The organism is Allobosea sp. Tri-44, assembly GCF_004123845.1.
Taxonomy (GTDB): domain Bacteria; phylum Pseudomonadota; class Alphaproteobacteria; order Rhizobiales; family Beijerinckiaceae; genus Allobosea.
In genome coordinates this window covers 430,012-456,596 of record NZ_NBDP01000003.1, presented here as the reverse complement: position 1 = coordinate 456,596, position 26,585 = coordinate 430,012, and the positions used below count along the sequence as shown (strand labels likewise).

The following is a 26,585-nucleotide window of genomic DNA, read 5'->3' as shown; positions in this document are numbered from 1 at the left end:
CCCCGCCCGCCAGCCGCCCTCTTCAGAACCGCATTTCGACCCTGCCCTTGAGGGCGTGGTCGCGTGAGCGTTCGCCCACTGCTGCCGAGTAGGTCAGGCCGAGCGCGGTGGCGGATGAGATGCGCCAGTCGAGGCCGGCTTCGGCGACGAGCGCCTCGCGGTCGATCTGGGCCGCGAACACGCGGGCCGGGGTGGTGCCGACCGCGAAGGCGGTGCTCGCCTGCGGCGTGAGCTCGCCAAAGCCGTGACGCCAGCCGAGCATGGCACGCGCGAACAGCGGCATTGCTCCGACCTGCGCCTCGGCGCGCAGGCCGAGCGTGCTGAAGCCAAGCGTCTGGTCGCTGGAGAGGACGCGCAGTGCCGCAGCGCCGCCCTGCTCGGTGCCGGCCTCTGTCGAGACCCGGATCAGGGCGAGCTGGGCGAAGGGTTCGAGCGCAAAGCCATTGAAGGCGAAGCCATAGCCGAGCTCGGCGAAGGCTTGCGCCACCGCGCCCGGACGCTGCAGGCGCAAGGCATCGCCGAAACCGCGGATCGCAACCTGGCGGCGGATGTCGGTCTCGGACCAGCTGTAAGCCGCACCGGCATCCAGCCGCAGGTTGCCGAAGCGGGCTCCGGCATAGAGCGCGGCATGGCCGCTCTCGAGCTTGCCGGTGGAGCGCCGTGCGTCGAGATCGAAGCGCGACTGGCTGTAGCCGCCGGCGACGCCGACCCGCAGCGACGAGCCGGGGTTGTCATAGAGCATCAGGTCGGCCCCGAGCAGCGCGCCACCGCTGCGGCGCGACAGGCTCGCGGCATTGCCATCGGCATCGCTGTTGCCGGCGCTGCCAAAGGCCTCGCCCCAGAGGGCATAGCGTGGCTGCGGGACTGGCGCGGTCATCAGCACCGCGCTTTTGCGGCCGGGCAGATCGGCGGAAAAGCTCGCCGCGACCTGCTGGCCCGGCGCCGTCAGCAGCGGCCCGCGCAGGCGCGACAGGATGGTCTCGCGCACCAGCCGGCTCTCGTCGATCATGACGCTGACGGCCTGGGCATGCGCCTCGCCCGAGAGCAGGTCGAAACCGGCGCGGGCCTCCGCCGCCGTGCCCGAGAGCAGCGTGTCGTAGACCGGATTGCCGACACCCAGACGCTCGGCCGCGTTGGCGATGAAGCCCTGGTTGCGCGTGGCGGCGACATAGGGGCGCTGCGACCCGCCCGAGGTTCCGCCACCGCCCGAGCTCCCACCACCGGAGGTGCCGCCACCGCCCGAGGTTCCGCCGCCGGACGTGCCGCCGCCGCCGCCCGAGCTCCCGCCACCGGACGTATCGCCGCCATCGCCCGGGCCGAAGCCGGTATCGTTGCGCGTCATGGTCAGCGTGACGTTCTGGTTGTCATAGCCGAGCGAAGGCGTCAGGAAGGCAAGGTTCGAGGTGACCGCGGCGAAGCGGCCGCCGACCCCGCCCGCGGCGGTCAAGATGGTGTAGTTCGTCGCCGCGGCGTAGTTGCCGGCCTCCGCCAGCACCGCGACTGTGCCGCCCGACAGCGTCGCAATCCCGGAGGCGACGATCCTGTCGCTCTGGCCGGCTGCGTTGATCTCGACCTGATAGATCGAGCCACTCGCGAACGAGACATTGCCGGAGACGTTGAGCGTCCCGATCGAGTTGCCGGGTGCAATGGTGGCGCCGGCACCGGCCGTCACTCCGCCGATGGTACCCGAGCCGCCCAGCGAACCGCCGTCGAGCGTGATGCTGCTCGCCAGCGAGCCGTTCACGACCAGCTTGCCGCCCGTGACCTTGGTCGAACCAGTGTAGGTGTTGGTCCCGGTCAGGGTGAGCGTGCCGGTGCCGGTCTTGGTGAGGCCGCCCGTGCCGGTGATCTTGCCGGAGAAGCTCGTCGAGCTGTTGTTCGCGCCCGCCGTCAGCGTGCCCGCGCCGAGCGTGATCGTGCCGGCGCCGGCGAGCGAGCCGATGTTCTGGCTGAAGCCGGCAAGATCGAGCGTCGCGCCGCTCGCCACGGTGAAGGCCGACGCCGCCGAGAACGAGCCCGCCCGCCCGGCCCGCAAGGTCCCGCCCGAGACAGTGGTCGCGCCCGAATAGCTCTGCGTATTGGTCAGCGTCAGCGTGCCGGCGCCCTGCTTGGTCAGGCCGCCCGAGCCGTCGAAGCTGGTCGTGACGCCGACGGCGAAGCCGTTGCTGTCGAAAAAGACGCCGTTGGCGCCGAGGGTCAGCGCAGCGAAGCCGGAGAGGTAGTCGGATTGAGTGGCAGTGGCGCGCAGGATGCCGCCATTGAGATTGAGCGTCGCCGTGCCGGCGCCCTTGATCACCTGCGCGGTCTCGAGCACGCCGCGCCCGCTCGTGGCGTCACCGAGCAGGTTCAGCGTGCCGCTGGAGCCGACCAAGCGCGCCAGGGTCGTCGTCGTCGCGCTGGTCTTGCCGCCTGCCGCGACGGTCAGCGTGCCGGTGCCGGCGTCGCCGACGCGGAGCACACCGCTGTTGCTCCAGCTCGAGCCGGCGCCCGTGACCGTCACCGTGCCAATGCCGCCGGAGTTTTCGCCGACAAAACCAGTGGTGTTCGAAACCGCGCCGCCGTTCTCGATCCTCAGCGTGCCGGTGCCGGAATTGCCGACGGTCAGCTGGCCGCCATTGCTCCAGCTCGAGCCGGCGCCCGTCACCGTCACCGCGCCGGTGCTGCCGGAGTTTTCGCCGACAAAACCAGTGGTGTTCGAAACCGCGCCGCCGTTCTCGATCCTCAGCGTGCCGGTGCCGGAATTGCCGACGGTCAGCTGGCCGCCATTGCTCCAGCTCGAGCCGGCGCCCGTCACCGTCACCGCGCCGGTGCTGCCGGAGTTTTCGCCGACAAAACCAGTGGTGTTCGAAACCGCGCCGCCGTTCTCGATCCTCAGCGTGCCGGTGCCGGAATTGCCGACGGTCAGCTGGCCGCCATTGCTCCAGCTCGAGCCGGCGCCCGTCACCGTCACCGCGCCGGTGCCGCCGGAGAGGAGGCCGACATGGCCCGCGGTGTTCGAGACCGTGCCGCCTGCCGCGACGGTCAGCGTGCCGGTGCCGCTATGACCGACAGAGAGCGCGCCGACATTGCTCCAGCTCGAGCCGGCGCCCGTCACCGTCGCCGTGCCAATGCTGCCGCCAAAAAAACCGACAATACCAATGAACGTGTTGCTGACGCTGCCGCCATTTTCGATGGTCAGCGTGCCGGTGCCGATGAAGCCGACATAGAGGTCGCCGCTGTTGCTCCAGCTCGAGCCGGCGCCGGTCACCGTCACCGTGCCGGTGCCGCCGAAGTTTCTGCCGACAGAGCCCGTGGCGTTCGAGACCGTGCCGCCATCCGCGATGGTCAGCGTGCCGGTACCGGTATTGCCGACCAAGAGATTCGACCCGCCAAGATTCCAGGCCGTGAGCGGCGGCGGCGGCACAGCCGGGATGACCTGACCCGTTCCCGTCACCGACTGGGCGAGAGCGACGGGCGCGCCGGCCAGCAATGCGAGCCCGGCCGCCAGCATGAGCGCGCGCGAGGAGACGACGGGCGACGTCACCCCCGGCAAAGGCCGGACCTGCCTGCTCGCCGCAAGCTTCGGATCGATCGTCTCCGACACCAACATTCATCCCCTACCGTGGCAGCACGCTTACGCCGTCGCACGCGCGAGACAATGAACGGCCGTTCACATTCCGCCAAATCGATGGGGTGTGGCGAATTTGCCGCGCGCCTTCTGGAGAGGCCTGGGCATCGGCGCAGAGCCATCTGTCGCCGCATGCCCGCTGACTTGAGGGCCAACCGCGCTATAACCGGGCAAAGGCCTCATCCGAGCCGGGAGGACATCATGCTCGCCAACGCGCCCCGCCCCTTCAATTTCGACCTCGGCGAGACCGCCGACGCGATCCGCGACACCGTCCACGCCTTCGCGCAGGAAAAGATCGCCCCGCGCGCCGAGGAGATCGACAAGACCAACCAGTTCCCGCGCGATCTCTGGCCGGAAATGGGCGCGCTCGGCCTGCACGGCATCACCGTCCCTGAGGAATATGGCGGCGCCGGTCTCGGCTATCTCGAGCACTGCGTCGCGATCGAGGAAGTCAGCCGCGCCTCGGCCTCGGTCGGCCTCAGCTACGGCGCCCATTCCAATCTCTGCGTCAACCAGATCGCCCGCAACGGCAACGAGGCGCAGAAGCAGAAGTACCTGCCCAAGCTGATCTCCGGCGAGCATGTCGGCGCGCTCGCCATGTCCGAGCCGGGCTCGGGCTCCGACGTCGTCTCGATGAAGACCAAGGCGGTCAGGAAGGGCGACCGCTATGTCCTGACCGGCAACAAGATGTGGATCACCAACGGCCCGATCGCCGAGACATTGGTGGTCTACGCCAAGACCGATCCCGAGGCCGGCACGCGCGGCATCAGCGCCTTCCTGATCGAGAAGGGGATGAAGGGCTTCTCGACCCATCAGAAGCTCGACAAGCTCGGCATGCGCGGCTCCGACACCTGCGAGCTCGTCTTCGAGGATTGCGAGGTGCCCGAGGAGAACGTGCTCGGTTCGGTCGGCCGCGGGGTCAACGTGCTGATGAGCGGGCTCGACTATGAGCGCGTCGTGCTCTCGGCCGGCCCGCTCGGCATCATGCAGGCGGCGATGGACATCGTCCTGCCCTATATCCACGAGCGCAAGCAGTTCGGCCAGTCGATCGGCGAGTTCCAGCTCGTCCAGGGCAAGGTCGCCGACATGTATGTCGCGATGAACTCGTGCAAGGCCTATGTCTACGCCGTCGCCAAGGCCTGCGACCGCGCCGAGACCACCCGCGAGGACGCCGCCGGCGCCATCCTGATCGCGGCCGAGAAGGCAACGCAATTGGCGCTAGACGCGATCCAGCTGCTCGGCGGCAACGGCTACATCAACGACTACCCGACCGGGCGGCTCCTCAGGGACGCCAAGCTCTACGAGATCGGCGCTGGCACCAGCGAGATCAGGCGGATGCTGATCGGGCGGGAATTGTTCAACAAGACGAGGTGAAGGGCGGACTCGACTCCTTCTCCCCTTGGGGGAGAAGGTGGCCCGGCGGAGCCGGGTCGGATGAGGGAAGGACGCATCAGCCGATGATCGCCTCACCTAGTCGCACCACCCTCATCCGTCTGCTTCGCAGACACCTTCTCCCCCGAGGGGAGAAGGAAGCCCCACTCCGGTAGATCGACGCGCACCAATGCCCCTCTACTTCGCCTACGGCCTGAACATGGACGTCGCCGGCATGGCGCAGCGCTGCCCGCGCTCGAAGGCGCTCGGGCTCGCCCGTTTGCCGCGCCACCGCTTCATCGTCACCACCGACGGCTATGCCTCGGTGGTCCGCGACCCGCGCGAGAGCGTCCATGGCGTGCTCTGGGACTGCGCGCTCGGCGATATCCGCACGCTCGACAAGTTCGAGGAGCTCGCCAGCGGCCTTTATGTCAAGATCAGCCAGCCGGTCATCGTCGAGGGCGGCGCCAGGCGGGCGCTGATCTATGTCGGGCGCAGCGGCGAGGGCGGCCGGCCGCGCCCCGGCTATCTTGAGAGCATCATCACCAGCGCCAGAAGCTGGGGCCTGCCGGAGACTTACCTCGCCGGGATGAATCGCTTTCTGAGCAAGCCGATGCAAGAGGGCAAGCCGTCGCCTCAGGAGCCGGGCGAGCCCCTGCCCGCCGGCCCCATCGCCGGCGTGCGTCCACGGGCAGCCGCGCCGGCGGCGCCCATCTCCCGCGACAGGAGCGAGCGATGAAACCGCGTGACATCCTTTTCCGGGCCTGCGGCCTCGCCGCGATGATGCTCCACGCCGCCATGCCGCCGGCACAGGCACAGGCGCCGAAGCTGACCACGGAGGATGTGGTTCGCCTGCTTCGGATCGCGGTCATGACGAACTGGGTCACAGCGGAATGCGAGACGCGCTATGCCGGCGAACTGGCGCCCATGTTGCTCACGACGACGGAGAGCCTGCTGCGCACGGCCGATGCCGACGACGTTGCCCGCTTCCGTGACGAGACGCAGAAGAATGTGCAGAGCTTTCCGACAAAGGACGAGGCCTGCCGCAGTGCCACCGACTATCTGAAATCGGTGCAGTAGCGCGCGGGCTATACTTCTCGCTGCGGCCAGGTCGCGCCGATCCGGCATACGAAGCTCCAGCCGCGACAACCCCTCCGGGTCGGCTCAGACCGGATTGTAGGGAGGGGCAAGGGTGGGGCGAAAAGTCGGAGCGCATTCGCCGGGAAGAGGACCGGTCGACTTCGACGAACAGCCTTGCGCCCGGTCGTTCGCCCCCATCCCCTACCCTTCCCCACGCGGGGGAAGGGAGGAGCTTGGGCGGCAGGCCTTTCGCAGCGGAATCCGTCCAGGGACGGAGGGCTGGCGGCTTACACCGCCAGCCCCTTGGCGAGCTCGCTGACCTGCTTCTCGAACAGCGCCCGGTAGATGCCGCCGTCATGGGTCAGCAGCGTCTCATGCCGGCCCTCTTCCACGACCTCGCCGCGGTCGAAGACCAGGATGCGGTCCATGGCGCGCACCGTCGAAAGCCGGTGCGCGATGACGATGGTGGTGCGGCCTTCCATCAACCGCTCCATCGCCTCCTGGATCAGCGCCTCCGATTCCGAATCGAGGCTCGAGGTCGCCTCGTCCAGGATCAGGATCGGCGCGTCGGCCAGGAAGGCGCGGGCCAGCGCCACCCTCTGCCGCTCGCCGCCCGAGAGCTTGACGCCGCGCTCGCCGACGAGCGTGCCGTAAGCCTTCGGCAGGCGCATGATGAACTCATGCGCATTGGCGAGTTGCGCCGCCTGCTCGATCTGCGCCTGTGAAGCGCCGGGTCGGCCATAGGCGATGTTCTCCGCCAACGAGCGGTGGAACAGCACCGGCTCCTGCTGCACGATCGCGATCTGCGCCCGCAGCGACGTCTGCGTCGCCGAGGCGATGTCGCGCCCGTCGATGGCGATGCGTCCGTCGGTGACGTCGTAGAGCCGCTGCACCAGCTTGACGAAGGTCGTCTTGCCGGAGCCGGAGCGCCCGACCAGGCCGACCTTCTCGCCGGCTTTGATCGTCAGCGAGAAGTCGCGATAGAGCGGCTCGATGTGGCCTCCATAGTGGAAGGTCACCCGCTCGAAGGCGATCTCGCCGGCGGTCACGTCCATCGCCGTCGAACCCGGACGATCCGGCACGCCGAAGGGCAGCGCGTGCATCGCCACCATCTCCTCCATGTCGTTCACCGAACGCTGGAGGTTGTGGACGTGCTGGCCGACATCGCGCAGATAGCCATGCACGACGGCATAGCTGGTCAGCACGAAGGCGACGTCGCCGGGCGTGGCCTGGCCATTGGCCCAGAGCCAGATCACCAGACCGATCACCGAGGCGCGTAAGCCAAGCAGCACGATCTGCTGCGCCGTACCCGACCAGGTTCCGCGCACCCAGGTCCGCCGCGTCCGCCCCGCCCATTTCGCCAGTACGCCCGAGAGACGGCTATCCTCGCGCGCCTCGGCGCCGAAGGCCTTGACCACCGGGTTGCACGAGATCGAGTCGGCCAGCGCGCCGCCCAGCCTGGTGTCCCAGCTGTTGGCGAGCGTCGCCGCCGGCGCGACGAAGCGCAGCGACAGCACCATCGTCACGGCGCAGTAAATCACTGCGCCGGCAAAGACGACCGCGCCCATCGCCGGCCAATGCCAGGCCAGCAGCACCGTCGTGCCGAGCAGCACGATCAGCGACGGCAGCAGCGCGATCACGATCGTGTCGGTGAGCAGGTCGAGCGCCCACATGCCGCGCGTGATCTTGCGCACTGTAGAGCCGGCAAAGTTGTTGGCGTGCCAGTCGGTCGAGAAGCGCTGCAGGCGCGCGAACGCCTCACGCGCCACGTCGCCCATGGTGCGCAGCGTCATCGCGGTGATGCCGATGAAGGACAGGTGGCGGAAGAACACCGTGCCCGCGCCGAGCGCAATCATCATGACGAGCGCCGCAAGCGCAGCGTCGAGCCCGCTCGCCCGCTCGCCGGCGACCGCATCGACCAACCGCCCGGCATAGAGCGGCATGAACAGGTCGGCAGCGGTCGCCGCCATCACGGTGAGGACTACACCGGCGACACGCCAGCGTTGGCGGCCCCAATGTGAAAAAGTGAAGCCGAGAACGGCCCGGAACGGCTCTTGCCGTTCCTTCCTGGGAGAAAGAGACATGAAAGCATCCGGTCAGGGTGAGACCGGCTCCAAATTCAGGCGAAGCGCGACAAGGGGCGTCGCTTCAGAAAACGCGATGGGAAATGCTGGCTCGGGCCGCCGAAGAGGCGGGCCTCGTGCGGAACCGACCTAGTGGTGGCGGGTCCGCATGGTGGGAGCGGCGATGACGATAAAACTCATTCAGCCCTCCCTTTCCTGAGTTGGAGCCAAGATCGGCAACATGCCGCATGCCCGCTTATTGTGCAAGCCGCGTCTTATGCATGGGGTGGTTGCAACCGAAACCGATCAGCTTCGCATTGCCGTCACGGTGTGAGGTAACGCGCGTGGAGGATTCTCGCGCTCTTCCTTCTCTCCTCCGGGGGAGAAGGTGGCCCGGCGAAGCCGGGTCGGATGAGGGCCCGCCATGCTGGGTGAGCGGCGTATGTCTCACCCGGTCGAACCGCCCTCATCCCCTGCCGGACCTTCTCCCCCGAGGGGAGAAGGAAGCAGCCTCACCAGAACATCGCCAGCAGCCTCATCCCGATAACCAGCAGGAACGCCGCGATGATAGTGGCCAGGACGCGCTGGCGCTTCGCCCGGTCGGGAAAGCGCTTCGCCAACAGGCGGCCGAGCGGCTTGCGGAAGACGAAGCAGACGACGATGAGAACGATGATGATGTGGGACAAGCTGTGGGCTCAGCCTTGCTTCGGCTCGGGTGCGTCGAACGGAGCGCCGGCCTTCTTCCAGGCGCCGAAGCCGCCGGCGACATGCGCGACCGGCTTCAGGCCCATCTCCTGCGCCGTCTTGGCAGCGAGCGCCGAGCGCCAGCCGCCGGCGCAGAAGAAGACGAATTGCTTGTCCTCCTGGAAGACCGGCTTGGCATAGGGGCTTTCCGGATCGATCCAGAACTCCAGCATGCCGCGCGGGCAATGGAAGGCGCCGGGCATGCGCCCTTCCCGCTCGAGCTCGCGCGGATCGCGCAGGTCGACGAAGACGGTATCGCCCTGCCCGATCAGCGCCTGCGCCTCCTCGACCGACAGCGTCTTGACCGCAGCTTCCGCCTCCGCCAGCAGCGCCTTGTAGCCCTTGGTGATCGTCTGCGGCATGGCTGGTCCTCCTGCGCGAGGCCGGCAAAGTGGCGGCTGCCGCGACAACCGTCAATCGCGGGCTTGCCGGCGCGCGCTGGCCTCGCCAATCTGCCGCCAGGAGGGGCTCATGGCTGGATTCGGGACGCTCGACCTCATCGCCATCGCGTTCTTCGCGGCCGCCTGGGTCGGCTATCTGCTGGCCGTCGAAACCGGCCCGCATTCCAGGCGCAGCCTGAACACACTGATGAACCAACGCCGCGAGCGCTGGATCATGGAATCGGTCAAGCGCGAGAACCGCATCATCGACACGCAGGTGATGAACGGCCTGCAGAACGGCACTGCCTTCTTCGCCTCGACCTCCTTGATCGCCATCGGCGGCTCGCTGACGCTGTTGCAATCGGCCGACCGTGTCGTCCAGGTCTTCGCCGACCTGCCCTTCGCCACCACGACGACCCGCGCCGCCTGGGAGATCAAGGTGATCGGGCTCGCGGTGATCTTCGCCTATGCTTTCTTCAAGTTCAGCTGGAGCTACCGGCTGTTCAACTACTGCGCCATCCTGATCGGCGCGATCCCGTCCTGGACCGAAGCCGACAAGCCGGAGACGATCGCCGCGGCGCGCGAGGCGGTGGCGATGAACATCGTCGCCGGGCTGCACTTCAACCGCGGCCAGCGCGCCTTCTTCTTTGCGCTGGGCTATCTCGGCTGGTTCATTTCGCCCTGGCTCTTCCTGGTCGCCACGGCAGCGGTGCTAACGGTGATGTGGCGCCGGCAATTCGCCTCGGATTCGGCCGCCGCCGTCGGCGCAGGACGCCGCAGCGCTTGACGAAACCCGCCGCTGCGCTCAGCAAGCGGCATGACCACACCGACAGATGACGAGCTTGCCGAGACGATCCTGCGTCTCACCACCGAGCGGAGCGATCGGACGACCTCGCCGATGGATATCGCCCGCGCCATCGGCGGCGACCATCCCGACGGCTGGGGACCGCTGATGCAGCCGATCCGCCGCGTCGCCGTGCAGCTGATGAAGGACGGCAAACTGGTGATCACCCGAAAAGGGCGCCCCGTCGACCCGGACGATTTCCGCGGCGTCTACCGCCTGCGCCTGCCGGAGTGACGGACGCGTCATTCTCGGGCGAAGCGAAGCGCAGACCCGAGAATCTCCGGACGAGACGGCGCCAAATGGAGCCTCCTCCGGCCTGAGATGCTCGGGTCAAGCCCGAGCATGACGCGCATTAACGCCGGCCGGCGGCCTGCGCCGGCCCGGGGAACAACGCGTCTGTATAGCCGGCGAGGTAATAGGCGACCAGTCCGGCCCACTCCTTGAAGGCGTCGTCGGCGATGTCGAGTCCGCGCGCCGCCTTGCGATAGGGGCGGACATAGTCGGCCGGCGCGCCAGCCGAGAGGAAGTCAACGGGGAAGGCCTCGACCTGGAAACCCGCCTTGCGGAACACGCCCATGGCGCGGGGCATGTGCCAGGCCGAGGTCACCAAGAGCCAGCGCTCGCCCGGCTTGGGATCGACGAGGCGGCGGGTGAAGACAGCGTTCTCGACCGTGTTGCGCGACTTGTCCTCGAGGACGAGGCGGTTCTCCGGCAGGCCGAGCCCGAGGAAGAGCAATCGCGCCCCATCGGCCTCGGTTTTCACCACCGGCGAAAGCAGGTTGGCGCCGCCGCCGGTGAAGACCAGCTTCGCCTCGGGATGGGCGCGGGCAAGCTCGACCGCCTTGGTCATCCGCGCCGCGGCATTGTTGAGCACGATGTCCTCGCGCGCCACGCCGATCGCGCCGCCGAGCACGATGATGCCGTCGACCTTGCCGGAATTCACCGCCTGCTGCGGGAAGCGATCCTCCAGCGGCCTGACGATAATCCGCGGCAGCGGGCTGAAGGCGAGCATGCCGAGCGCAAACACACAGATCAGCCCGAGCCAGCGACCCGGCCCGGAAAAGCGCGTGAAAGCGAGCAGGCTCGCCAGCACGAGCCCGCCAATGGCGAGGTTCACCGGCGAGGCCAGGAACCAGAGGATCTTTGAGAGGACGAAGAACATGATTTTCTTGAACAGACCGGCCTCCCCTTACGCGCAGAAAGCTGACAGGCCGTTAGGAAACGGCCCAGCGCGGTCGGGGTTCAGTGCAGACTTTGGTTCACGTTGCGGTGAGGACCGGACGGCCGGCGCCGTCATTCTCGGGCAGAGCGAAGCGCAGACCCGAGAATCTCATGACCAGAAGGAGCTGTTCGAGCCCCATTCGGCCTGACATGCTCGGGACGAGCCCGAGCATGACGCGCAGAGCGATTACCGGATGATCTGCGGCGGCGCTGCGGGCGGACGGCGGGTCTGCCGCGCCGCGAAGCGCTCGATCTCCAGCGCGCGCTCGGCGACCTCGCGCAATTCGCAGCCGGCCTGTAGCCCGGCCGAGCGCGCCGGTGGCTGGGATGCGCCGTAGAAGGCGCATTTCTGCACGGCGTAGCTTTGCCAGGCGAGCTGCAGCGCCGCGAACTGGCTGCGCGCCCCGGCTTCGAGGGTCCGCTCCAGCGTCGCGCCCGCCAGCGTCAACCGTTCGCGCCAGACCGCTTCCTCGCGCCGCGCGCATGTGATCTCGGCCTGAGCCCGATCGTTTGCCGAGGCGGCACTGACGCAGGGCACGGCGACAAGGCCGATGCAGCCCGGGCTGGCACTCATTCCCTGCCGGACGCAATTCGCCACCTGCATGCGATCGGCTGATTGCACGGGGTTGGTCGGCACCTGCGCAAGCGCTGCCGTGCAGCCGAGCTGCGCCAGTGTGACGGAAACAACGAGAAAACCGCGCATGGCGGCGATCATGACGGCCAAATCGGTCGGGTCAAGCGCCGCTTGCCGGCCTCACGTGATTGGCAACGGCAGCGCCGGACCGGCAGCCGGCCGCGCCGAGACATGCTGGTACCAGCGGCGGATATTGGGCCAGCCCTTCTGCGGCACCGGCATATGCAACCAGCGATGCGCACCGGGCGCCACCGTGATGTCGGCCATGCCGAAGCGCTCATTGGCGAGATAGGCTCGTCCGGCCAGATGCGCCTCGAGGATGTCAAGCTTGGCTTCTGCATTGGCGACGGAAGCGTCGATCGTCGCCTGGTCGGCATAACCCGATGTCTTGCGGATCAATCCCCAGAAGGCGGGCGTCATCGCCGGCTGCAGCGAGGTGTTCATCCAGTCCATCCAGCGATCCGCCTCGGCGCGCCGCGCCGGCTCCTCCTCCCAGATCCAGCCGGCGCCATAGCGGGCAGCGAGATAGCGCACGATGCTGTTCGACTCCCAGATGACGATCTCGCCGTCCTCCAGCGTCGGAATCTGCCCGTTCGGATTCTTCGCGAGATAGGCCGGCTCGCGATTGCCGCCGAACTTGCCGCCGATGTCGATGCGTTCGAAAGGCTGGCCGACCTCGCCGGCGGCCCAGACCGCCTTCTGGACATTGATGGAGCTGATCCGCCCCCAGATCGTCAGCATGTAGTCGCTCCGCATGATCGGCCGGCGACAATCAGCCTGCGAGCGAGCGAAGGCAAGCGGCAGCGCCCTGTCAAATACGCTCGTCATTCCGGCCGCAGCGAAGCGGAGCGCCGGAATCCATTGTAAGGCGCAACGCCCTACGATGGATTCCGGAGCTGCGCGGCTTCGCCGCTTGTCCGGAATGACGGAAGGGTGTGACGGCCGCGGAAGCGCCTGCCTCAGGCGAATTCCATGATCACCGCGTCGACCGCGAGCGAATCGCCCTCCTTCGCCAGGATCTTGGCGATGGTGACGTCCTTCTCGGCGCGCAGCACGTTCTCCATCTTCATCGCCTCGACCATGCACAAAGCCTCGCCCGCCTTGACCTCCTGGCCGACGACGACAGAGATCGCCTTGACCAGCCCGGGCATCGGGCAGAGCAGGAATTTTCCGGTATCCGCGGCAACCTTCTCCGGCATCAGCGCGGCGAGCTCGGCCTCGCGCGGGGTGTAGACATGGGCGTTGGCATAGGCGCCGGCATGGCCGAGCGCGACGCCGTTCAGGATCGAGCGGACCTGCGCCGCGATGGCGACGCCGTCGAGCGTGCCGCGCCAGACCGGCTCGCCCGGCCGCCAGTCGCTCGCGACCGTGAGACTCCGGTCGGCAAAGGCGATGGTCACCGCCCCACCCTGCTCGGTGACGTCACCTTCGAAACGCTCGCCACCGAGCGAGACGATGCGGGTGCGCTCGAACTCGACCTTGCGCCAGCCCTCCATCTGCGCCGAGACGTTTCGCTTGCGGGCATTGAGCCGATGGTCGCAGGCGATCGCGATCGCCGCCATGCGCAAGGCGATCTCGCCTTCCGGCTGCGGCAGCGAGAAGCCCTCCGGGAATTCCTCGGCGATGAAGCCGGTCGAGAGATTGCCCGAGATCCAGCGCGGATGCTGCATCACCGCCGCGACGAAAGGGATGTTGTGGCGGATGCCGTCGATGGCGAAGGCGTCGAGCGCGCGCGCCTGCGCCTTGATCGCGGCCTCGCGTGTCGGCGCATGCGTCACCAGCTTGGCGATCATCGGGTCGTAATAGATCGAGATCTCGCCGCCCTCGAACACGCCGGTATCGTTGCGCACGGTGGCGTCGCCATCCGGCCCCTCGCTCGGCGGACGATAGGTCACGAGCCGGCCGGTCGAGGGCAGGAAGTTGCGGGTCGGGTCCTCGGCATAGACGCGGGATTCCACCGCCCAGCCATTGAGCTTCACATCGCCCTGGCCGATCGCAAGTTTCTCGCCATAGGCGACGCGAATCATCTGCTCGACCAGGTCGATGCCGGTGATCATCTCGGTTACCGGATGCTCGACCTGCAGCCGGGTATTCATCTCGAGGAAATAGAACGACTTGTCCTGGCCGGCAACGAACTCGACCGTGCCGGCGCTGTCGTAATTCACCGCTTTGGCGAGCGCGACCGCCTGCTCGCCCATCTTGCGGCGCGTCGCCTCGTCAAGCAGCGGCGACGGCGCCTCTTCCAGCACCTTCTGGTTGCGGCGCTGGATCGAGCATTCCCGCTCGCCGAGATAGATGACGTTGCCGTGCTTGTCGCCCAGCACCTGGATTTCGATATGGCGCGGATCGACGATGAATTTCTCGACGAAGACGCGGTCGTCGCCAAAGGAGGACGCCGCTTCCGATTTGGCCCGGGCGAAGCCCTCGGCGACCTCACCGGCCGAATGGGCGATGCGCATGCCCTTGCCGCCGCCGCCGGCCGAGGCCTTGATCATCACGGGATAGCCGATCTCGTCGGCGATGGTCACGGCGTGCTCTGGGTCCTCGATCACGCCGAGATAGCCGGGCACGGTCGAGACATTGGCCGCGGCCGCCGCCTTCTTCGATTCGATCTTGTCGCCCATCGCGGCGATCGCGCCCGGATTGGGGCCGATGAAGACGATGCCGTTCTCCTTCAGCGCCTTGGCGAAGGCCTCGCGCTCGGAGAGAAAGCCGTAGCCGGGATGGACGGCTTCCGCCCCGGTCTGCTTGCAGGCGGCGATGATCTTGTCGATGACGAGATAGGATTCGGCGGCGGGCGCGGCGCCGATATGCACGGCCTCGTCGGCCATCTCGACATGCAGCGCGTCGCGATCGGCATCGGAATAGACGGCCACCGTCTTGATGCCCATGCGCTGGGCCGTCTTGATGACGCGGCAGGCGATCTCGCCACGGTTCGCGATCAGAATCTTCGAGAACATGCGTGGCTTCCCCCAGACCCGGTGCCGTCACTGTGCAGTGCGGGATTTACGGGAGGCAAGCGCATCCGTCCACTGATGCGAAAGTTTTGTAACGTGCGCAAACGCCCGGCGGCAGCCGGGCGCGAGCGCTCCGTTCTCTCAGGCGACCTCAGCTCGCAAGCAGCACACGCTGCGCGGTGAAGCCGAGCGGCAGCCGGGCCTCGGCCTTGCGCAGGGCGAAGCTGACCAGTGCCTCGTCGCAGATCTCGGCCTCGCGCACCACCTCGAAGGCGATCTTCTGCGCCAGCGGCGTCGGGCCCTGCCCCGCCGACAGCGTCGTCACCAGCCAGTGCGCCTTGTCGCGGTCGATCTTGCCGGTCGGGCGGCTTTCCCAGACGGAAAAGTCGACGCAGAACGCCAGCAGCACATCGGCGAAGAGCGGCGACTTGTCGGCGACGGCACGGTCGAGCGCCACCAGCACGTCGATGATGTCGCGAGTCAGCACGACCTCGTGCAAGATTTCGCGCTGAAGAACTCGGACGTCTTCATCGTCGATCACGTGCCTGTCCATCACGCGATCGACGAATTCACGAAGTTCATGGCCGATCATTGTTCAACCCCTGTCCGACGTTGTTTTGTGTCGGTTTGTCCCTGTCGTGTGAAGACGATGCGGCCGGGCCCGTGATCAGGTGGTTAACACGCAAATCTGAACGCGCGTTCAGGTTAAACGGCCCTGATCGGACGTGGTTGCGAGGATGTTACTGGCGCAGCTTTCCCCTCCGCGCCCTCAGGTGCGTCGCCGGGCTGCGTCTGGCGCATTGGATGAACCGCGCGCGGCGTCGTAACCAATCTGCCGTGATCTCGGATCCTCATCGCAGGCAGGTAGCGCGACCATGGCTTCTCCCGACACGCTTGCTGCGGTCTTCGAGCATATCGAGGCCAACCGAGGCGCCTTTCTCGATCGCCTGATCGCCTATCTGCGCCACCCGAGCATCAGTGCCGAAAACATCGGCATCGCCGAGGTCGGCGCGCTGCTGGTCGAGATGCTGACTGAGATCGGGCTGGAGACCAGCCTTGTGCCGACTGAGGGGCATCCCATGGTCGTCGCGCGCTGGGAGAAGGCGCCGGGCAAGCCGACCGTGCTGCTCTACGGCCATTACGATGTGCAGCCGCCCGACCCGCTCGACAAATGGGTCTCGCCGCCTTTCGAACCGACGATCCGTGACGGCCGGATCTATGCGCGCGGCGTCGGCGACAATAAGGGCCAGCACTTCGCCCAGATCCTTGCGATCGAATCCCATTTCAAGGTGCATGGCACGCTGCCTTGCAACGTCATCCTGCTGCTCGAAGGCGAGGAGGAGATCGGCAGCCCGAACATCGCCGGCTTCGTGCGCGCCAACAAGGCGATGCTCAAGGCCGATCTCGCCGTCACCGCCGACGGGCCGCGCCACGTCAGCGGGGCGGCTGCGATCAAGTTCGGCTCGCGCGGCGTGGTCTCCTTCGAGCTGCGCTGCCGCCATGCCGTCCGCGACGTGCATTCCGGCAATTTCGGCGGCGTCGTGCCGAACCCGATCTGGACCCTGGTGCATCTGCTCGGAACCATGAAGAACGCCGCGGGCGAGATCACGATTGCCGGCCTTCACGATGATATCGAAGCGCCGACCCAAGAGGAGCTCGCCGCGATCGAGCGCCTGCCGCTCGACATCGAAGCGGTGAAGCACAGCCTCGGCCTGGCCAGACTCGATGCGCCGGCCGCTCGGCCCTTCTATGAGCGCCTCTGCTTCCGTCCGACGCTGACCATCAACGGCTTCCACGGCGGCTATGGCGGCCCCGGCACCAAGACGGTCCTGCCCAATGAAGCCTTGGTGAAATGCGATATCCGCCTTGTCGAGGCGCAGGATCCGCAGGACATCCTGCGCAAGGTCGCCGCGCATGTGGCGCTGCACGCGCCGGAGGTCGAGTTCGTCACGGCCGATATGGGCATGCAGCCCTCGAAGACGCCGATCGCCTCGCCCTACACCGCCCCCCTGCGCCGGGCCTTCGTCGCGGCGCAGGGCGAGGAGCCGCTGCTGATCCCGGCGGGCTTCGGCAGCCTGCCCGGCTATGTCTTCACCAGGATCCTCGGCATTCCGGCCTTCGTCACGCCTTACGCCAATCCCGACGAGGCGAACCACGCGCCAAACGAGAACCTGACGCTCGACTGCTTTTACAGCGGACTTCGCACCGGCGCTGCGCTGCTGCACGAGCTCGGCCAGCTTGAGGCGTCCTGAGCGGCTTCGCCGATCAGCTTGCAATGCAAACTGATCGGAGCCGGCTCTCGGAAGGCGGTCCGTCCGCCCTTAGGCCGGTTGTGCCACCGCCAACCCGTCGACGATGCTGGTCAGCTCGGCGCAATTCTCGATCACATGCCGCGCTCCGGCCGCCCGCAGCGCCGCGACCGGCTGGAAGCCCCAGGAGACCGCGACCGGGGTCACGCCGGCCGCGCCCGCCATCTCCATGTCGAAGGTGCTGTCACCGACCATCAGCGTCCGCTCCGGCGCGATGCCCGTCTCGGCCATCGCCCGCAGGATCATCCCGGGATGCGGTTTCGAGATCGCATCGTCGGCGGTCTGCGTCGTCGCGAACAGGCTGGCCCAGCCATGGTGTTCAATGGCGTAGTCCGCCCCGCGCCGCGACTTGCCGGTGGCGATGCCGAGCAGCGTCTGCGGCCGCTGCGACAACCCCGCCAGCATCTCGGCGACGCCCGGGAAAAGCGGCTCGGCCAAGGACGGATCGGTCTCCGCCCGCCGCCGCATGTCGTTGAAGACATCCCGGTAGGTCTGCGTCAGCACGTCGTCCGGCTCGGCAAGTCCCGCGACCCGCATCAGTGCGATGTCGAGGGTGAGCCCGATGACGCCGAGACCCGCTTCGCGACCGGGATGGACACGGCCACAGCGCGCGAAGGTCTCGTATTGCGCGCCGAGGATGATCGCCTCGGAATCGATCAGCGTGCCGTCAAGGTCGAAGATAATGAGGTCCATGCCGGCGCTCTACAGGAGATGGCGGCAGCTCGCCATCTCCGCCGGCGCAAGGCCCTCATGCCGCCACGGCCTCACCCTTGCGGGTTGCGACCACATTCGGCGATCGCCGCCTTCAAGGCGTCGCCATCGAGCCCCTTGCCGCGCGCTTCCTTGCGGCATTCGGCGCGCTGGGCGAGATCCGGCCGCTTGCCGTTGAAGCAGGCGACCAGCGACGCCGTCCGCTCGGCTCCTTTGAGCCCGCTTGCATCGGCCTCCTGCTTGCAGGCCGCCCGTGCCGTCACGGCCGTCGGCTTGCCGTCGCGGGTCAGCCCGTCGCTGGCATAGAGCTTCACGCCTGGGAAGCGCTCCTGCAGGCAGTCGCGCATGGCACGGCGAAGATCATCGCCCGAGAGCGCGATGTTCTCGGCATAGCAGTCGCGCCGCGCCTCGGCGCGGGCAGCGCGCGGCACCGGCTCATCGGCCGCTGCTGCGACCGGTTTCGGGGCAGCAGGGGCCGGCTGCGCCTGGGCAAAGTCCGTGGAGGAGAAGGAGAGAACGAGGCCGGCGGCAAGCAAGGCGGTGCGCAACATGGAAAGCCTCCCGTGATGGATATTCACAGGAACAAACTTAGAACAGAACACGCTTTGTTCCGCAAGTGTTCTTACGTCAGGTCACGCAACTTTCTCGTGCGGCCGTTCCTATTCGTCCGGTGCGTCGACGATCGGGTCGTAAGGTGCATCCTCGAAGCCGAGCAGGTTCCAGCTCTGGCGCATATGCGGCGGCAGCGGCGCGCTGACATCGATCGTGCCCTTGCCGCGCGGATGCGGCAGCACGATGCGCCGCGCCAGCAGATGCAGCTTGTTCTGGATGCCGCCGGGCAGTTCCCAGTTCTGGATGTTGAAGTATTTCGGGTCGCCTACAATCGGATGGCCGATATGGGCGGCGTGCGCGCGCAATTGGTGGGTGCGGCCGGTCACCGGCTTGAGCGAGAGCCAGCCGAGCTTCTGCGCCGCGGTCTCGACCACGGCATAATAGGTCACCGCATGCATGGCGCCCTCCCCGCCATGCTCGGCGATCGCCATGCGCTGGTCGCCGTCATAGGCCTCTTCGCGCGCGAGATAGGTCGAGATCCGGCCCTGGCGCACGCGCGGCACGCCGGCGACCAGCGCCCAGTAGACTTTTCGCGCCGAGCGCGAGCGGAAGGTCTTGGCGAGCGTCGCCGCGGCAAAGCGCGACTTGGCGATGACGAGGCAGCCGGCCGTGTCCTTGTCGAGCCGGTGCACGAGGCGCGGCTTCTGCCCGTCCTTGCCGGTGAGGGCATCGAGCATGCCATCGACATGCCGTGTCGTGCCGGAGCCGCCCTGCACAGCCAGGCCCGCCGGCTTGTTGAGGACGATGACGTCATCGTCCTCATAGAGCGTGATCGAGCGCAGGAAGCCGATCGTGTCGTTATCAGCCTTGGCCGAGCGCGGCCGCTCCGCCGCTTGCTCCAACTTGAGCGGCGGGATGCGCACGGTCTGGCCGGCCTCAAGCCGGTCCTTGCTGTCGGCGCGCTTGCCGTTGACCCGCAATTCGCCCTTCCGGACGATGCGCTGGATATGGCTGAAGGAGAGCTGGGGGAAACGCGCCTCGAGGAAGCGGTCGATCCGCATCTCGTTTTCGTCTGGCGTCACCACGAGCTGCTGCACGCCGGTCGCGAGCACTTCGGCGGTGACAGCCTTGACCTCGGCGCGCGTCGGCGCATCCGTGATCGGCGGCTTGCGTGTCGCAGGCTTGCGCGGACCCGCCGCTCGCGGCGCGGGATGATGTGGTTTCGGGTCGCGCGTCGGCTCGGTGCGCACGACCTCGTCTTCCGCCGGGCGTGGCCTGGCGCGGGCTGAGCGGCGTGCATCATGGCTCGGGCGCTTGCCCTTCGGCGCGCCTGAGGCGGGCGGCCTGCCGCCGCGCTTGGGGCCGTTGCCTCGCGGAGGAGCCCCAGCTCCCTTACCGCCAGTTCCCTTGCCGCCGGTTCTCATGTCAGCCCCCGCACGATGGACAATCCCGCGATCAGCGCCGCCAGCGACAACACGACCGAGCCGAGCACATAGAACGCCGCGAGCATCGCCTCGCCGCGCTCCCAGAGCAGCATGGCATCGAGCGAGAAGGCCGAGAAAGTGGTGAAGCCGCCCAAAATGCCGGTGGCGAGGAACAGCCGCGCATTCTGCGTCCAGTCCTCGCCGGCCTTGAAGGCGAGGAAGCCGGCGACCAGCCCCATCACGCCGGAGCCGAGGATGTTGATCGCCATCGTCCCGTAGGGGAACGAAGGGCCGAGCCATTTCAGCGAGGCGACGTTGACGCCGTGCCGGAGCACGCCGCCGATGCCGGCGCCGAGGAAGACGAGAGCGGTGGAAAGCATCGCTGAGGCATAGAGCGCCGCGCCAGCGCGCACAAACGAAATCCGCTGCAGATATGTCCGTTTTCGACCCGATCCGCCCCCTTACCTGGCCGCCTCCGTGCCGTAGCCCCGCAGGAACGCGTCGACCGCGGCCTCCGCATAGCGGGCGAGCTCGGCCGGATCGCTGTCGCAATTGCCGCTGAACATCGCGCGGTTGAGGGGTATCCAGAGCACCAGCCCGGCGAAATGGTCGGCCGCCAGCAGGGGATCGTCCATCCGCAGCCGGCCGTTGGCGGCATAGCGCTGAAACGCTCCCGACAGCGTCTGGAGCACCCTGCCAAAGCCGCGGCTGAACCAGCCCTGCCCGACCTCGGGAAACCGCTCGGCATTGGCGATCACCAGCCGCCGCAGGCGCAGCAGGTCCGGCTGCATCAGCGCCGTCAGGAACTTGTTGGCGAGCCGCTGTAACCCCTCCCTCGGATCATCGGAGGCGGCAAGCTCCTCGGCCACCAGCTTTAGCAATCCGTCGATATTGTCCGTGGTTGCCGCGACGATCTCGGCATAGAGCCGCTCCTTGTCGGCGAAATAGCGGTAGAGCGTCGGCTTCGACACGCCCGCCAGCGCCGCAACCTCGTCCATCGTCGTGCCGTCATAGCCCTTGCTCAGGAACAGGCTCGTCGCCGCTTCGAGGACGGTGCCGCGCTTGCGCTCGGATCGGTCGAGAGTGGCTTGCGACATGGCGCGGCTCCTCCAGGGCTTGACAGCATGAATGAAACTACACAGTTTAGTTGTACTAAACCGTTCAGTTTCACTCTACCCCTTTCGCTCATGGAGAGCCAGATGCAAACCGCTTCGTCCCAACATCTCGATCGCGCCCTCCTCGCCTGCGGCGTGGCGAGCACACCTGTCTTCTACGGCCTCGCCGCCCTGCAGCTGGCGCTCAGGCCGAGCTATGACATCCGCACCCAGCCCATCAGCTTCCTGGCGGTCGGTGAGCTCGGCTGGATCCAGGTCGCGAACTTCCTGGTGACCGGCGCCCTGGCGCTCGCTGGCGCAATTGGCTTGCGCAGGGCCCTGCGCGGCCAGCGCGGCGGCAGCGCGGGTCCTATCCTCGCCGGCCTCTACGGTCTCGGCATGATCGGCGCCGGCCTGTTCGGGCCCGATCCGCTCCCCGCCCCCGGCCAGGCGCCACAGATGAGCGTCACCGGCGCCTTGCACATGGTGGCCTTCCTCGTTTCGTTCCTGTCGCTGATCGCCGCCTGCTTCGTCCTGGCGCGCCGGTTCAGCGCCGCCGGCAAACGCGGCTGGGCGATTTACAGCATCGTCACGGCCCTGCTGGCTCCGGCGCTCGTCGCGGCCGGCATGGCCAACCCATCCTGGGCCGGGGTGATCGTCGGCGGCGCCGGCCTCGTGCTCTTCGGCTGGTTCTCGCTGGTTGCCTACGAGATTCGCGGCGAGCACTCGGCCTCCCCCGCATTCCCGCCTCGATCAGCTTCGGCAGCCTGATTCACAGCGACGATCCAGCGGCCTGCGCCTGTCCGCAGGCCGCACCAACAAGAAAAGCACCGCCCTGCCGGCTCCCACCTGCGCAATTGACTTGCCTCGCCTGCGAACGGCAGAAACGCTGGATAGCGTGGGGGATCGTCGCGCCGATGGCATGCGGTTCTGAGCTCGGAGGCGGATGGACCGGCACGGCGCTTCTGGCTGGGCTCGGCCTCGTGCTGCTGTCGCAGATCGCCTTCGCGGCGCCGGCGCGCTTGCCGGCGCGTCCGGCGCAGGCTCCCAGCTTCGCGCGCGCCTGCACCATCTTGCTGCCCGAGACGCCGCCGCTCTTTGCCAGCGAGCCGGCAAAGCCGGCGACGGCTGGAGAAGACGAAGCGGACGACGATAGCGACGACGAAGAGGACGATGACGACGATCCGCCGCAGCGCGGCCTCGTCCTGCCCGGCTCAGCCACTTGCCTCTCGATCACCGGCACTGTCAGCGCCGGCATGCAGCGCGATTCCTTCCGCGCCTCGCGCCTCGCCCCGCCGCCGCCTTCCGACGCGACCTCCTCTTCGGTCAGCGCCGCCTTCCGGATCGCGACCTCGCATGAGCTTTCGTCGGGGCTGCGGATCGGCACCGCCTTCGGCTTCACCGTGTACAGCCCGGTCGACGGCGTCAGCGAGAACTCGATCGACGAGGCGACGATCCTGATCGGCCCCTGGACCTTCGGGCTCGATGCCTCGCGCTTCTCGTTCTGGACCGGCGACGAGTTCATCTTCTCGACGCGGGTCCCCTCGCGCACCGTCGGGGTGATCGCCCTCGAGCTGCCACTGACCGAGAGCTGGACCGCGACGCTCGCCCTCGAGGATCCGGCACTCGGCAACGCCTCCTCGACCGCGCCGGTCGGGACCGGCCGGCGAATACCGGATGCCGTCGGCCGGCTGGTCTATGCGCAAGGTGGCTGGACCGTTCATGGCGCGCTGGCCCTGCGCGAAATCCCCGGCACGCCCTCGCGCTTCGGCCGCGCCGGCATCATCGGCGCGACCTACGAAAGCGAGGCGTTCGGGCATGGCTGGAACCTGACCGCCCAGCTCGCCGGCGCGATCGACGGCGCGCCCTATATCGGCTCGCAGCTCGATGCCCGCACCGTCAGCCGCGTACTGCTGGCGAGCGACGCCACCCGCGGCTTCTCAACGGTGGTCTCCGGTCGTTTCGAATGGACCGACGAGCTCGCCAGCAATGCCTATCTCAGCCGCTACTGGCTCGAAGTGCCGCTCGCCAACCAGATCCGCGGCGAAGTCCGGATCGACCGCTTCGCCGCCAATCTGGTCTGGACCCCCGTCGAGGGCTTCAAGGCCGGGATCGAAAGCTCCATCGCCTGGGCGAAAATCGCGCTCAGCGGCCGCGAGATCCCCATCGGCCTCGCCGGGCGGCAGATCTCGACGCAGGTTTTCGTGGAGCGGAGCTTTTGAGGCCATCGTCTCGTCAGGCTGTGCCTGTCATTTCGGCTGCCTGCTGCGTTTCCAGAGCTCGTATCCGATCCACGAAGCGCTGATCGTCAGGCCGGAACTGGCGGCCAGGACCGGATTGCTCCAGACCATCGCCACCAGCGCGGCCCCTACGGCAGGTATCGTCTTCGGCGCATGGCGGATCGCCGAGCAGACCGCATCAATCACCGCATCACCGATCTTGTCCGGCCCCTTCTTACCGATGCGGTCGAGCAGGCGCGTCGTGAAGTGCGACCAGGCCTGTGCGTCAGCTGATTCGGCGCCCTGCGCTGCAGCCTTGCGATCGCGCGGGGACGGCCGGCCTCCCGGTGGCGCGCTTGCGCCCGCCTCATCCTGCGCCGGCCCGGCATCCTTCGAAGAGCCCTGCTCGACCGAAGCCGACTCGTTGCGCGCGACTTCGAGCGCGAGCGTCCTGGTCAGGCTCTCGGCGACGAGCAGCCGCGAGGCCTGGATCGTCGTGGCGGCGAGAGGGTCGAGCGCCGTGTCGCCGGCGACGGCGGCCGATGCGAACACGGCCTGTGTCTCGGCGCTGAACAGGGCCGGTTCCGCGACGATGGCGTCGCTGAGTTCATCGACCGCGTGCTTGATCGCCGCCGCCTGATCCGGCTTGAGATCGAGCGCGCGGATTTCGGCCTCGTTGGCTGCGATCGCGCCGCGCACGAAGCTCTGCAGATCGACCAGGGCGCCGTCGAGTTCGAAAAGCTCGGAGACCGCGTCGGGGTTCAGCTCCCACTCGGCCTGCGGATGGCCGTAGCTGCGGGCTTTCGAGGCGATGCTGCGTGCCGACATCCGCAGCAAATCGGGCTCGACCCGTTCGACTCCACCGCCGAGGACCGCGAGCAAAGCCGCGACAGCCCCCGCGACGTCGGGCACCGCATTGGAGCCCTGCAGGCGCACGTGCAATCCCTCCGCCAATTGCACGGCGCGATTGAAATAGGGGTCGGCACGCAGCGCGTTCTCTCCCCAGGCCTGTGTCGGCAGCACCTCGACCTTGCCGGCGACGACACCGAAGCGCACAGCGCTGTTCTGCCCCGGCAAAGGCTCGGCCGGCGGCAGCATCTCGGCGTCCGGCGCGGCGACGGCCGAGTCGTCTGGAGGTGCCTCGCCGCGGCTTTCCCGCGCCGCCTCGATTAACTCCGCGATCCGCCGGTTGATGTGGGCGGCCCCTTTCGACCATTCCTCCTTCGGCCAGAGCATCGCCTCGATCAGAAGAGCTTCGCCAGTTTGGCGCCGCAGCCCCCAAGGCGCGCGGCCATCCCGCAGCGCTTCATACCAGTCGAGCCAGACCACCCGCCAGTCGGCGCCATGTTCTGCCGTCTCGAGCGTCGCGGCGAAGCGACGCCAATGGCTGGCGATCGAATCCGGAACCTGCCCGTCGGGCCAGAGCGGCCAGCTTCGCAGGTCTCCCGCGCCGCCGCCGCCGGCAGCGACTTGCAAAGCATCGTAAGAGACAGCCGCAAGCGCAGCCCCCTGTTCGGGAATCGCAGCGTCGACCGCCTCAGCGATCTCGCGACTGTAGCGATTGCCAAAGCTATGATGATAAGTCGACGAGATTATCAGCATCGCCGCCTGGACGGCGACCTTGGCGACGTCTGCGGCGTGATCCTGAGCGCGAGCGTGAGCGTCGGAATAAATGGAGCGGGCTCTGTCGCGAAGCTCTCCATCACGGCTCGAAGCAAGCGCCGTCAGCCAAGGCAATAGCAGCGCGCGCAAGAGCGGCAATGTGCGATCGCCCGAGGAAATATCGGAATCTGGCCTAATTCGCAGGATAAGCGCCAGCACCGGCAGCGCCCGTAGCCCGGAACGAGCAACCACCATCTCGGCCCATTCGCGCGGCTTGTCGTTCAGGAAGCGCCCGACATCGTTGGGCGAGCGCAGCTTGATGCTACCTGTCTTGTCCGCCACGGCCGCTTGCTCCCCGCCGGTCCGGCAGTGTCAGCGAGGCTACCGGCGATTGCAAGGTATCGACTTTGCCCGCACAAGCCTTTGCCAGTCGAGCCACGCCGTAAGCGAGGGGATTTTGCGCCCTACCCCTCCCGCTCCTGCCGCAGCTTCTCCCAGTACTCCAGCCGCTTCCTGATCTCACGCTCGAAGCCGCGTTCCGGTGGGTCGTAGAAGCGCTGGCGGCCGAGCGCGTCGGGCCAATAGTTCTGGCCCGAGAAGGCGTCGGGCGCGTCGTGGTCATAGGCGTAATCGGCGCCGTAGCCTTCGCTCTTCATCAGCTTGGTCGGCGCGTTGAGGATCGTTTTCGGCGGCGTCAGCGATCCCGCCTGCTTGGCGACGCTCATCGCTGCCTTGTAGGCGGTGTAGGCGGCGTTCGATTTCGGCGCGGTGGCGAGATAGATCACCGTGTTGGCCAGCGCGAGCTCGCCTTCGGGCGAGCCGAGCTGCTCATAGGTCTCGGCGGCGGCGCGGGCATGGACCAGCGCCTGCGGGTCGGCGAGCCCGATGTCCTCGACCGCCATGCGCACCAGCCGCCGCGCCAGGAAGCGCGGGTCCTCGCCGGCGTCGAGCATGCGGGCGAAATAGTAGAGTGCTGCGTCCGGATCGGAGCCGCGGATCGTCTTGTGCAAGGCCGAGATCAGGTTGTAGTGGCCGTCCTGCGCCTTGTCGTAGATCGGCGCGCGGCGCTGGATCACCTCGGACAGGCCCGCCTCGTCGAAGATCTCGCCAGGCTTGGCGGCGCGCCAGGTCTCTTCGGCGAGCGTCAGCACCGCCCGCCCGTCGCCATCGGCAAAGCGCGCCAGCGCAAGGCGCGCTTCCGGCGTCAATGGCAATTCGCGATGCTCCAGCGCCTCGGCCCGGCCGAGCAGGAAGAGCAGCGCGCCCTCGTCGAGGGCCTTGAAGGTCAGGACGCGGGCGCGCGACAGCAGCGCGGCATTGAGTGCGAAGGACGGGTTCTCGGTGGTGGCGCCGACCAGCGTGATCGTGCCGTCTTCCATCACCGGCAGGAAGGCGTCCTGCTGGGCCCGGTTGAAGCGGTGGATCTCGTCGACGAAGAGCAAGGTGCCCTTGCCGCCGAGCCGGCGGCCGCGTGCGGCCTCGAAGACCTTCTTCAGGTCGGCGACGCCGGAGAAGATCGCGCTGATCTGCTCGAAGCCGAGATCGGTCACCCCCGCGAGCAGGCGCGCCACCGTCGTCTTGCCGGTTCCGGGTGGCCCCCAGAAGATCAGGCTGCCGAGCGAGCCGGAAGCGATCAACCGGCTCAGCACGCCGTCAGGGCCGGTCAGGTGATCCTGGCCGGCGACCTCGCCGAGCGTCGTCGGCCGCACCCGGTCCGCGAGCGGGCGCGGGCCGGACTTGTCGAGGCCTGAGGCGGAGAAGAGGTCGCTCACC

At 67.7% G+C, this 26,585-nt stretch carries 24 protein-coding genes; 8 read left to right on the top strand and 16 right to left on the bottom strand.

Annotated elements, in window-relative coordinates; translation table 11 throughout:
• Positions 1 to 22: 22 nt before the first annotated feature.
• Entirely contained in the window at positions 23 to 3,583 is a 3,561-nt protein-coding gene (locus B6S44_RS02275) for an autotransporter outer membrane beta-barrel domain-containing protein (RefSeq protein ID WP_164985690.1), read from the bottom strand.
• Between the two features lie 225 nt (positions 3,584 to 3,808).
• On the opposite strand from B6S44_RS02275, the gene B6S44_RS02270 reads away from it, so the two are divergent.
• The 3 genes from B6S44_RS02270 (at position 3,809) to B6S44_RS02260 (ending at position 6,058) form a co-directional block, all read left to right on the top strand.
• Positions 3,809 to 4,981 (top strand): isovaleryl-CoA dehydrogenase, encoded by a 1,173-nt coding sequence (locus B6S44_RS02270; protein WP_129155135.1) that lies wholly within the window; start codon positions 3,809 to 3,811, stop codon positions 4,979 to 4,981.
• A 187-nt stretch (positions 4,982 to 5,168) separates the two neighbouring features.
• Positions 5,169 to 5,717, top strand: coding sequence for a gamma-glutamylcyclotransferase family protein (locus B6S44_RS02265; protein ID WP_129155134.1), 549 nt, complete (start codon positions 5,169 to 5,171; stop codon positions 5,715 to 5,717).
• Positions 5,714 to 6,058, top strand: coding sequence for a hypothetical protein (locus B6S44_RS02260; RefSeq protein ID WP_129155133.1), 345 nt, complete (start codon positions 5,714 to 5,716; stop codon positions 6,056 to 6,058). The genes B6S44_RS02265 and B6S44_RS02260 overlap by 4 nt, the downstream gene beginning before the upstream one ends.
• Before the next feature lie 287 nt (positions 6,059 to 6,345).
• On the opposite strand, the gene B6S44_RS02255 is transcribed toward B6S44_RS02260, so the two are convergent.
• From B6S44_RS02255 to B6S44_RS02250, 3 genes are all read right to left on the bottom strand, one after another.
• On the bottom strand, positions 6,346 to 8,142 hold the full coding sequence (locus B6S44_RS02255) for an ABC transporter ATP-binding protein (protein ID WP_129155132.1): 1,797 nt from the start codon (positions 8,140 to 8,142) through the stop codon (positions 6,346 to 6,348).
• Positions 8,143 to 8,633: 491 nt separating this feature from the next.
• Positions 8,634 to 8,807 (bottom strand): hypothetical protein, encoded by a 174-nt coding sequence (locus B6S44_RS29230; protein ID WP_164985689.1) that lies wholly within the window; start codon positions 8,805 to 8,807, stop codon positions 8,634 to 8,636.
• 9 nt (positions 8,808 to 8,816) lie between these two features.
• Positions 8,817 to 9,227 (bottom strand): rhodanese-like domain-containing protein, encoded by a 411-nt coding sequence (locus B6S44_RS02250; protein WP_129155131.1) that lies wholly within the window; start codon positions 9,225 to 9,227, stop codon positions 8,817 to 8,819.
• 109 nt (positions 9,228 to 9,336) lie between these two features.
• On the opposite strand from B6S44_RS02250, the gene B6S44_RS02245 reads away from it, so the two are divergent.
• Both B6S44_RS02245 and B6S44_RS02240 read left to right on the top strand, forming a co-directional pair.
• Positions 9,337 to 10,032, top strand: coding sequence for a DUF599 domain-containing protein (locus B6S44_RS02245; RefSeq protein WP_129155130.1), 696 nt, complete (start codon positions 9,337 to 9,339; stop codon positions 10,030 to 10,032).
• 30 nt (positions 10,033 to 10,062) lie between these two features.
• Complete coding sequence (locus B6S44_RS02240) at positions 10,063 to 10,323, top strand: DUF3253 domain-containing protein (protein WP_129155129.1); 261 nt, start codon at positions 10,063 to 10,065, stop codon at positions 10,321 to 10,323.
• A gap of 118 nt (positions 10,324 to 10,441) precedes the next feature.
• Here B6S44_RS02240 and B6S44_RS02235 read toward each other — a convergent pair whose 3' ends face one another.
• The 5 genes from B6S44_RS02235 to B6S44_RS29225 all read right to left on the bottom strand — a co-directional run bounded on the left by B6S44_RS02235 (position 10,442) and on the right by B6S44_RS29225 (position 15,442).
• Positions 10,442 to 11,251, bottom strand: coding sequence for a YdcF family protein (locus tag B6S44_RS02235; protein ID WP_129155128.1), 810 nt, complete (start codon positions 11,249 to 11,251; stop codon positions 10,442 to 10,444).
• Positions 11,252 to 11,497: 246 nt separating this feature from the next.
• Positions 11,498 to 12,013 carry a lysozyme inhibitor LprI family protein gene (locus B6S44_RS02230; protein WP_164985688.1) on the bottom strand — a complete coding sequence of 172 codons (516 nt, stop codon included), beginning with the start codon at positions 12,011 to 12,013 and terminating at the stop codon, positions 11,498 to 11,500.
• Between the two features lie 51 nt (positions 12,014 to 12,064).
• Positions 12,065 to 12,685 (bottom strand): glutathione S-transferase family protein, encoded by a 621-nt coding sequence (locus B6S44_RS02225; RefSeq protein WP_164985687.1) that lies wholly within the window; start codon positions 12,683 to 12,685, stop codon positions 12,065 to 12,067.
• A 218-nt stretch (positions 12,686 to 12,903) separates the two neighbouring features.
• A complete protein-coding gene (locus tag B6S44_RS02220; RefSeq protein WP_129155125.1) occupies positions 12,904 to 14,904 on the bottom strand; it encodes an acetyl-CoA carboxylase biotin carboxylase subunit in 2,001 nt (666 codons plus the stop codon).
• A 148-nt stretch (positions 14,905 to 15,052) separates the two neighbouring features.
• Positions 15,053 to 15,442: a hypothetical protein gene (locus tag B6S44_RS29225; RefSeq protein WP_164985686.1), complete on the bottom strand. Its 390-nt coding sequence runs from the start codon at positions 15,440 to 15,442 to the stop codon at positions 15,053 to 15,055.
• Between the two features lie 334 nt (positions 15,443 to 15,776).
• On the opposite strand from B6S44_RS29225, the gene B6S44_RS02210 reads away from it, so the two are divergent.
• Positions 15,777 to 17,153 (top strand): M20/M25/M40 family metallo-hydrolase, encoded by a 1,377-nt coding sequence (locus B6S44_RS02210; RefSeq protein WP_129155124.1) that lies wholly within the window; start codon positions 15,777 to 15,779, stop codon positions 17,151 to 17,153.
• 69 nt (positions 17,154 to 17,222) lie between these two features.
• Here the strand turns inward: B6S44_RS02210 and B6S44_RS02205 are convergent, their stop codons facing one another.
• The 5 genes from B6S44_RS02205 to B6S44_RS02185 form a co-directional block, all read right to left on the bottom strand.
• Positions 17,223 to 17,903 (bottom strand): HAD-IA family hydrolase, encoded by a 681-nt coding sequence (locus B6S44_RS02205; protein WP_129155123.1) that lies wholly within the window; start codon positions 17,901 to 17,903, stop codon positions 17,223 to 17,225.
• A gap of 71 nt (positions 17,904 to 17,974) precedes the next feature.
• A complete protein-coding gene (locus tag B6S44_RS02200; protein ID WP_129155122.1) occupies positions 17,975 to 18,472 on the bottom strand; it encodes a hypothetical protein in 498 nt (165 codons plus the stop codon).
• Positions 18,473 to 18,580: 108 nt separating this feature from the next.
• The gene (locus B6S44_RS02195) at positions 18,581 to 19,897 is read right to left on the bottom strand and encodes an RluA family pseudouridine synthase (protein ID WP_129155121.1); all 1,317 of its coding nucleotides are present in this window, start codon (positions 19,895 to 19,897) and stop codon (positions 18,581 to 18,583) included.
• Positions 19,894 to 20,277 (bottom strand): fluoride efflux transporter CrcB, encoded by a 384-nt coding sequence (gene crcB / locus B6S44_RS02190; RefSeq protein ID WP_129155564.1) that lies wholly within the window; start codon positions 20,275 to 20,277, stop codon positions 19,894 to 19,896. The genes B6S44_RS02195 and crcB overlap by 4 nt, the downstream gene beginning before the upstream one ends.
• An 81-nt stretch (positions 20,278 to 20,358) precedes the next feature.
• Positions 20,359 to 20,994 carry a TetR/AcrR family transcriptional regulator gene (locus B6S44_RS02185; RefSeq protein WP_129155120.1) on the bottom strand — a complete coding sequence of 212 codons (636 nt, stop codon included), beginning with the start codon at positions 20,992 to 20,994 and terminating at the stop codon, positions 20,359 to 20,361.
• Positions 20,995 to 21,096: 102 nt separating this feature from the next.
• Between B6S44_RS02185 and B6S44_RS02180 the strand changes: the two genes are divergently transcribed.
• On the top strand, positions 21,097 to 21,762 hold the full coding sequence (locus B6S44_RS02180) for a DUF998 domain-containing protein (protein ID WP_164985685.1): 666 nt from the start codon (positions 21,097 to 21,099) through the stop codon (positions 21,760 to 21,762).
• 146 nt (positions 21,763 to 21,908) lie between these two features.
• Entirely contained in the window at positions 21,909 to 23,213 is a 1,305-nt protein-coding gene (locus B6S44_RS02175; RefSeq protein WP_129155118.1) for a hypothetical protein, read from the top strand.
• A gap of 27 nt (positions 23,214 to 23,240) precedes the next feature.
• Here B6S44_RS02175 and B6S44_RS02170 read toward each other — a convergent pair whose 3' ends face one another.
• Positions 23,241 to 25,154 (bottom strand): hypothetical protein, encoded by a 1,914-nt coding sequence (locus B6S44_RS02170; protein WP_129155117.1) that lies wholly within the window; start codon positions 25,152 to 25,154, stop codon positions 23,241 to 23,243.
• A 122-nt stretch (positions 25,155 to 25,276) separates the two neighbouring features.
• On the bottom strand, positions 25,277 to 26,584 hold the full coding sequence (locus B6S44_RS02165) for a replication-associated recombination protein A (protein WP_129155116.1): 1,308 nt from the start codon (positions 26,582 to 26,584) through the stop codon (positions 25,277 to 25,279).
• Between the last annotated feature and the right edge of the window lies 1 nt (position 26,585).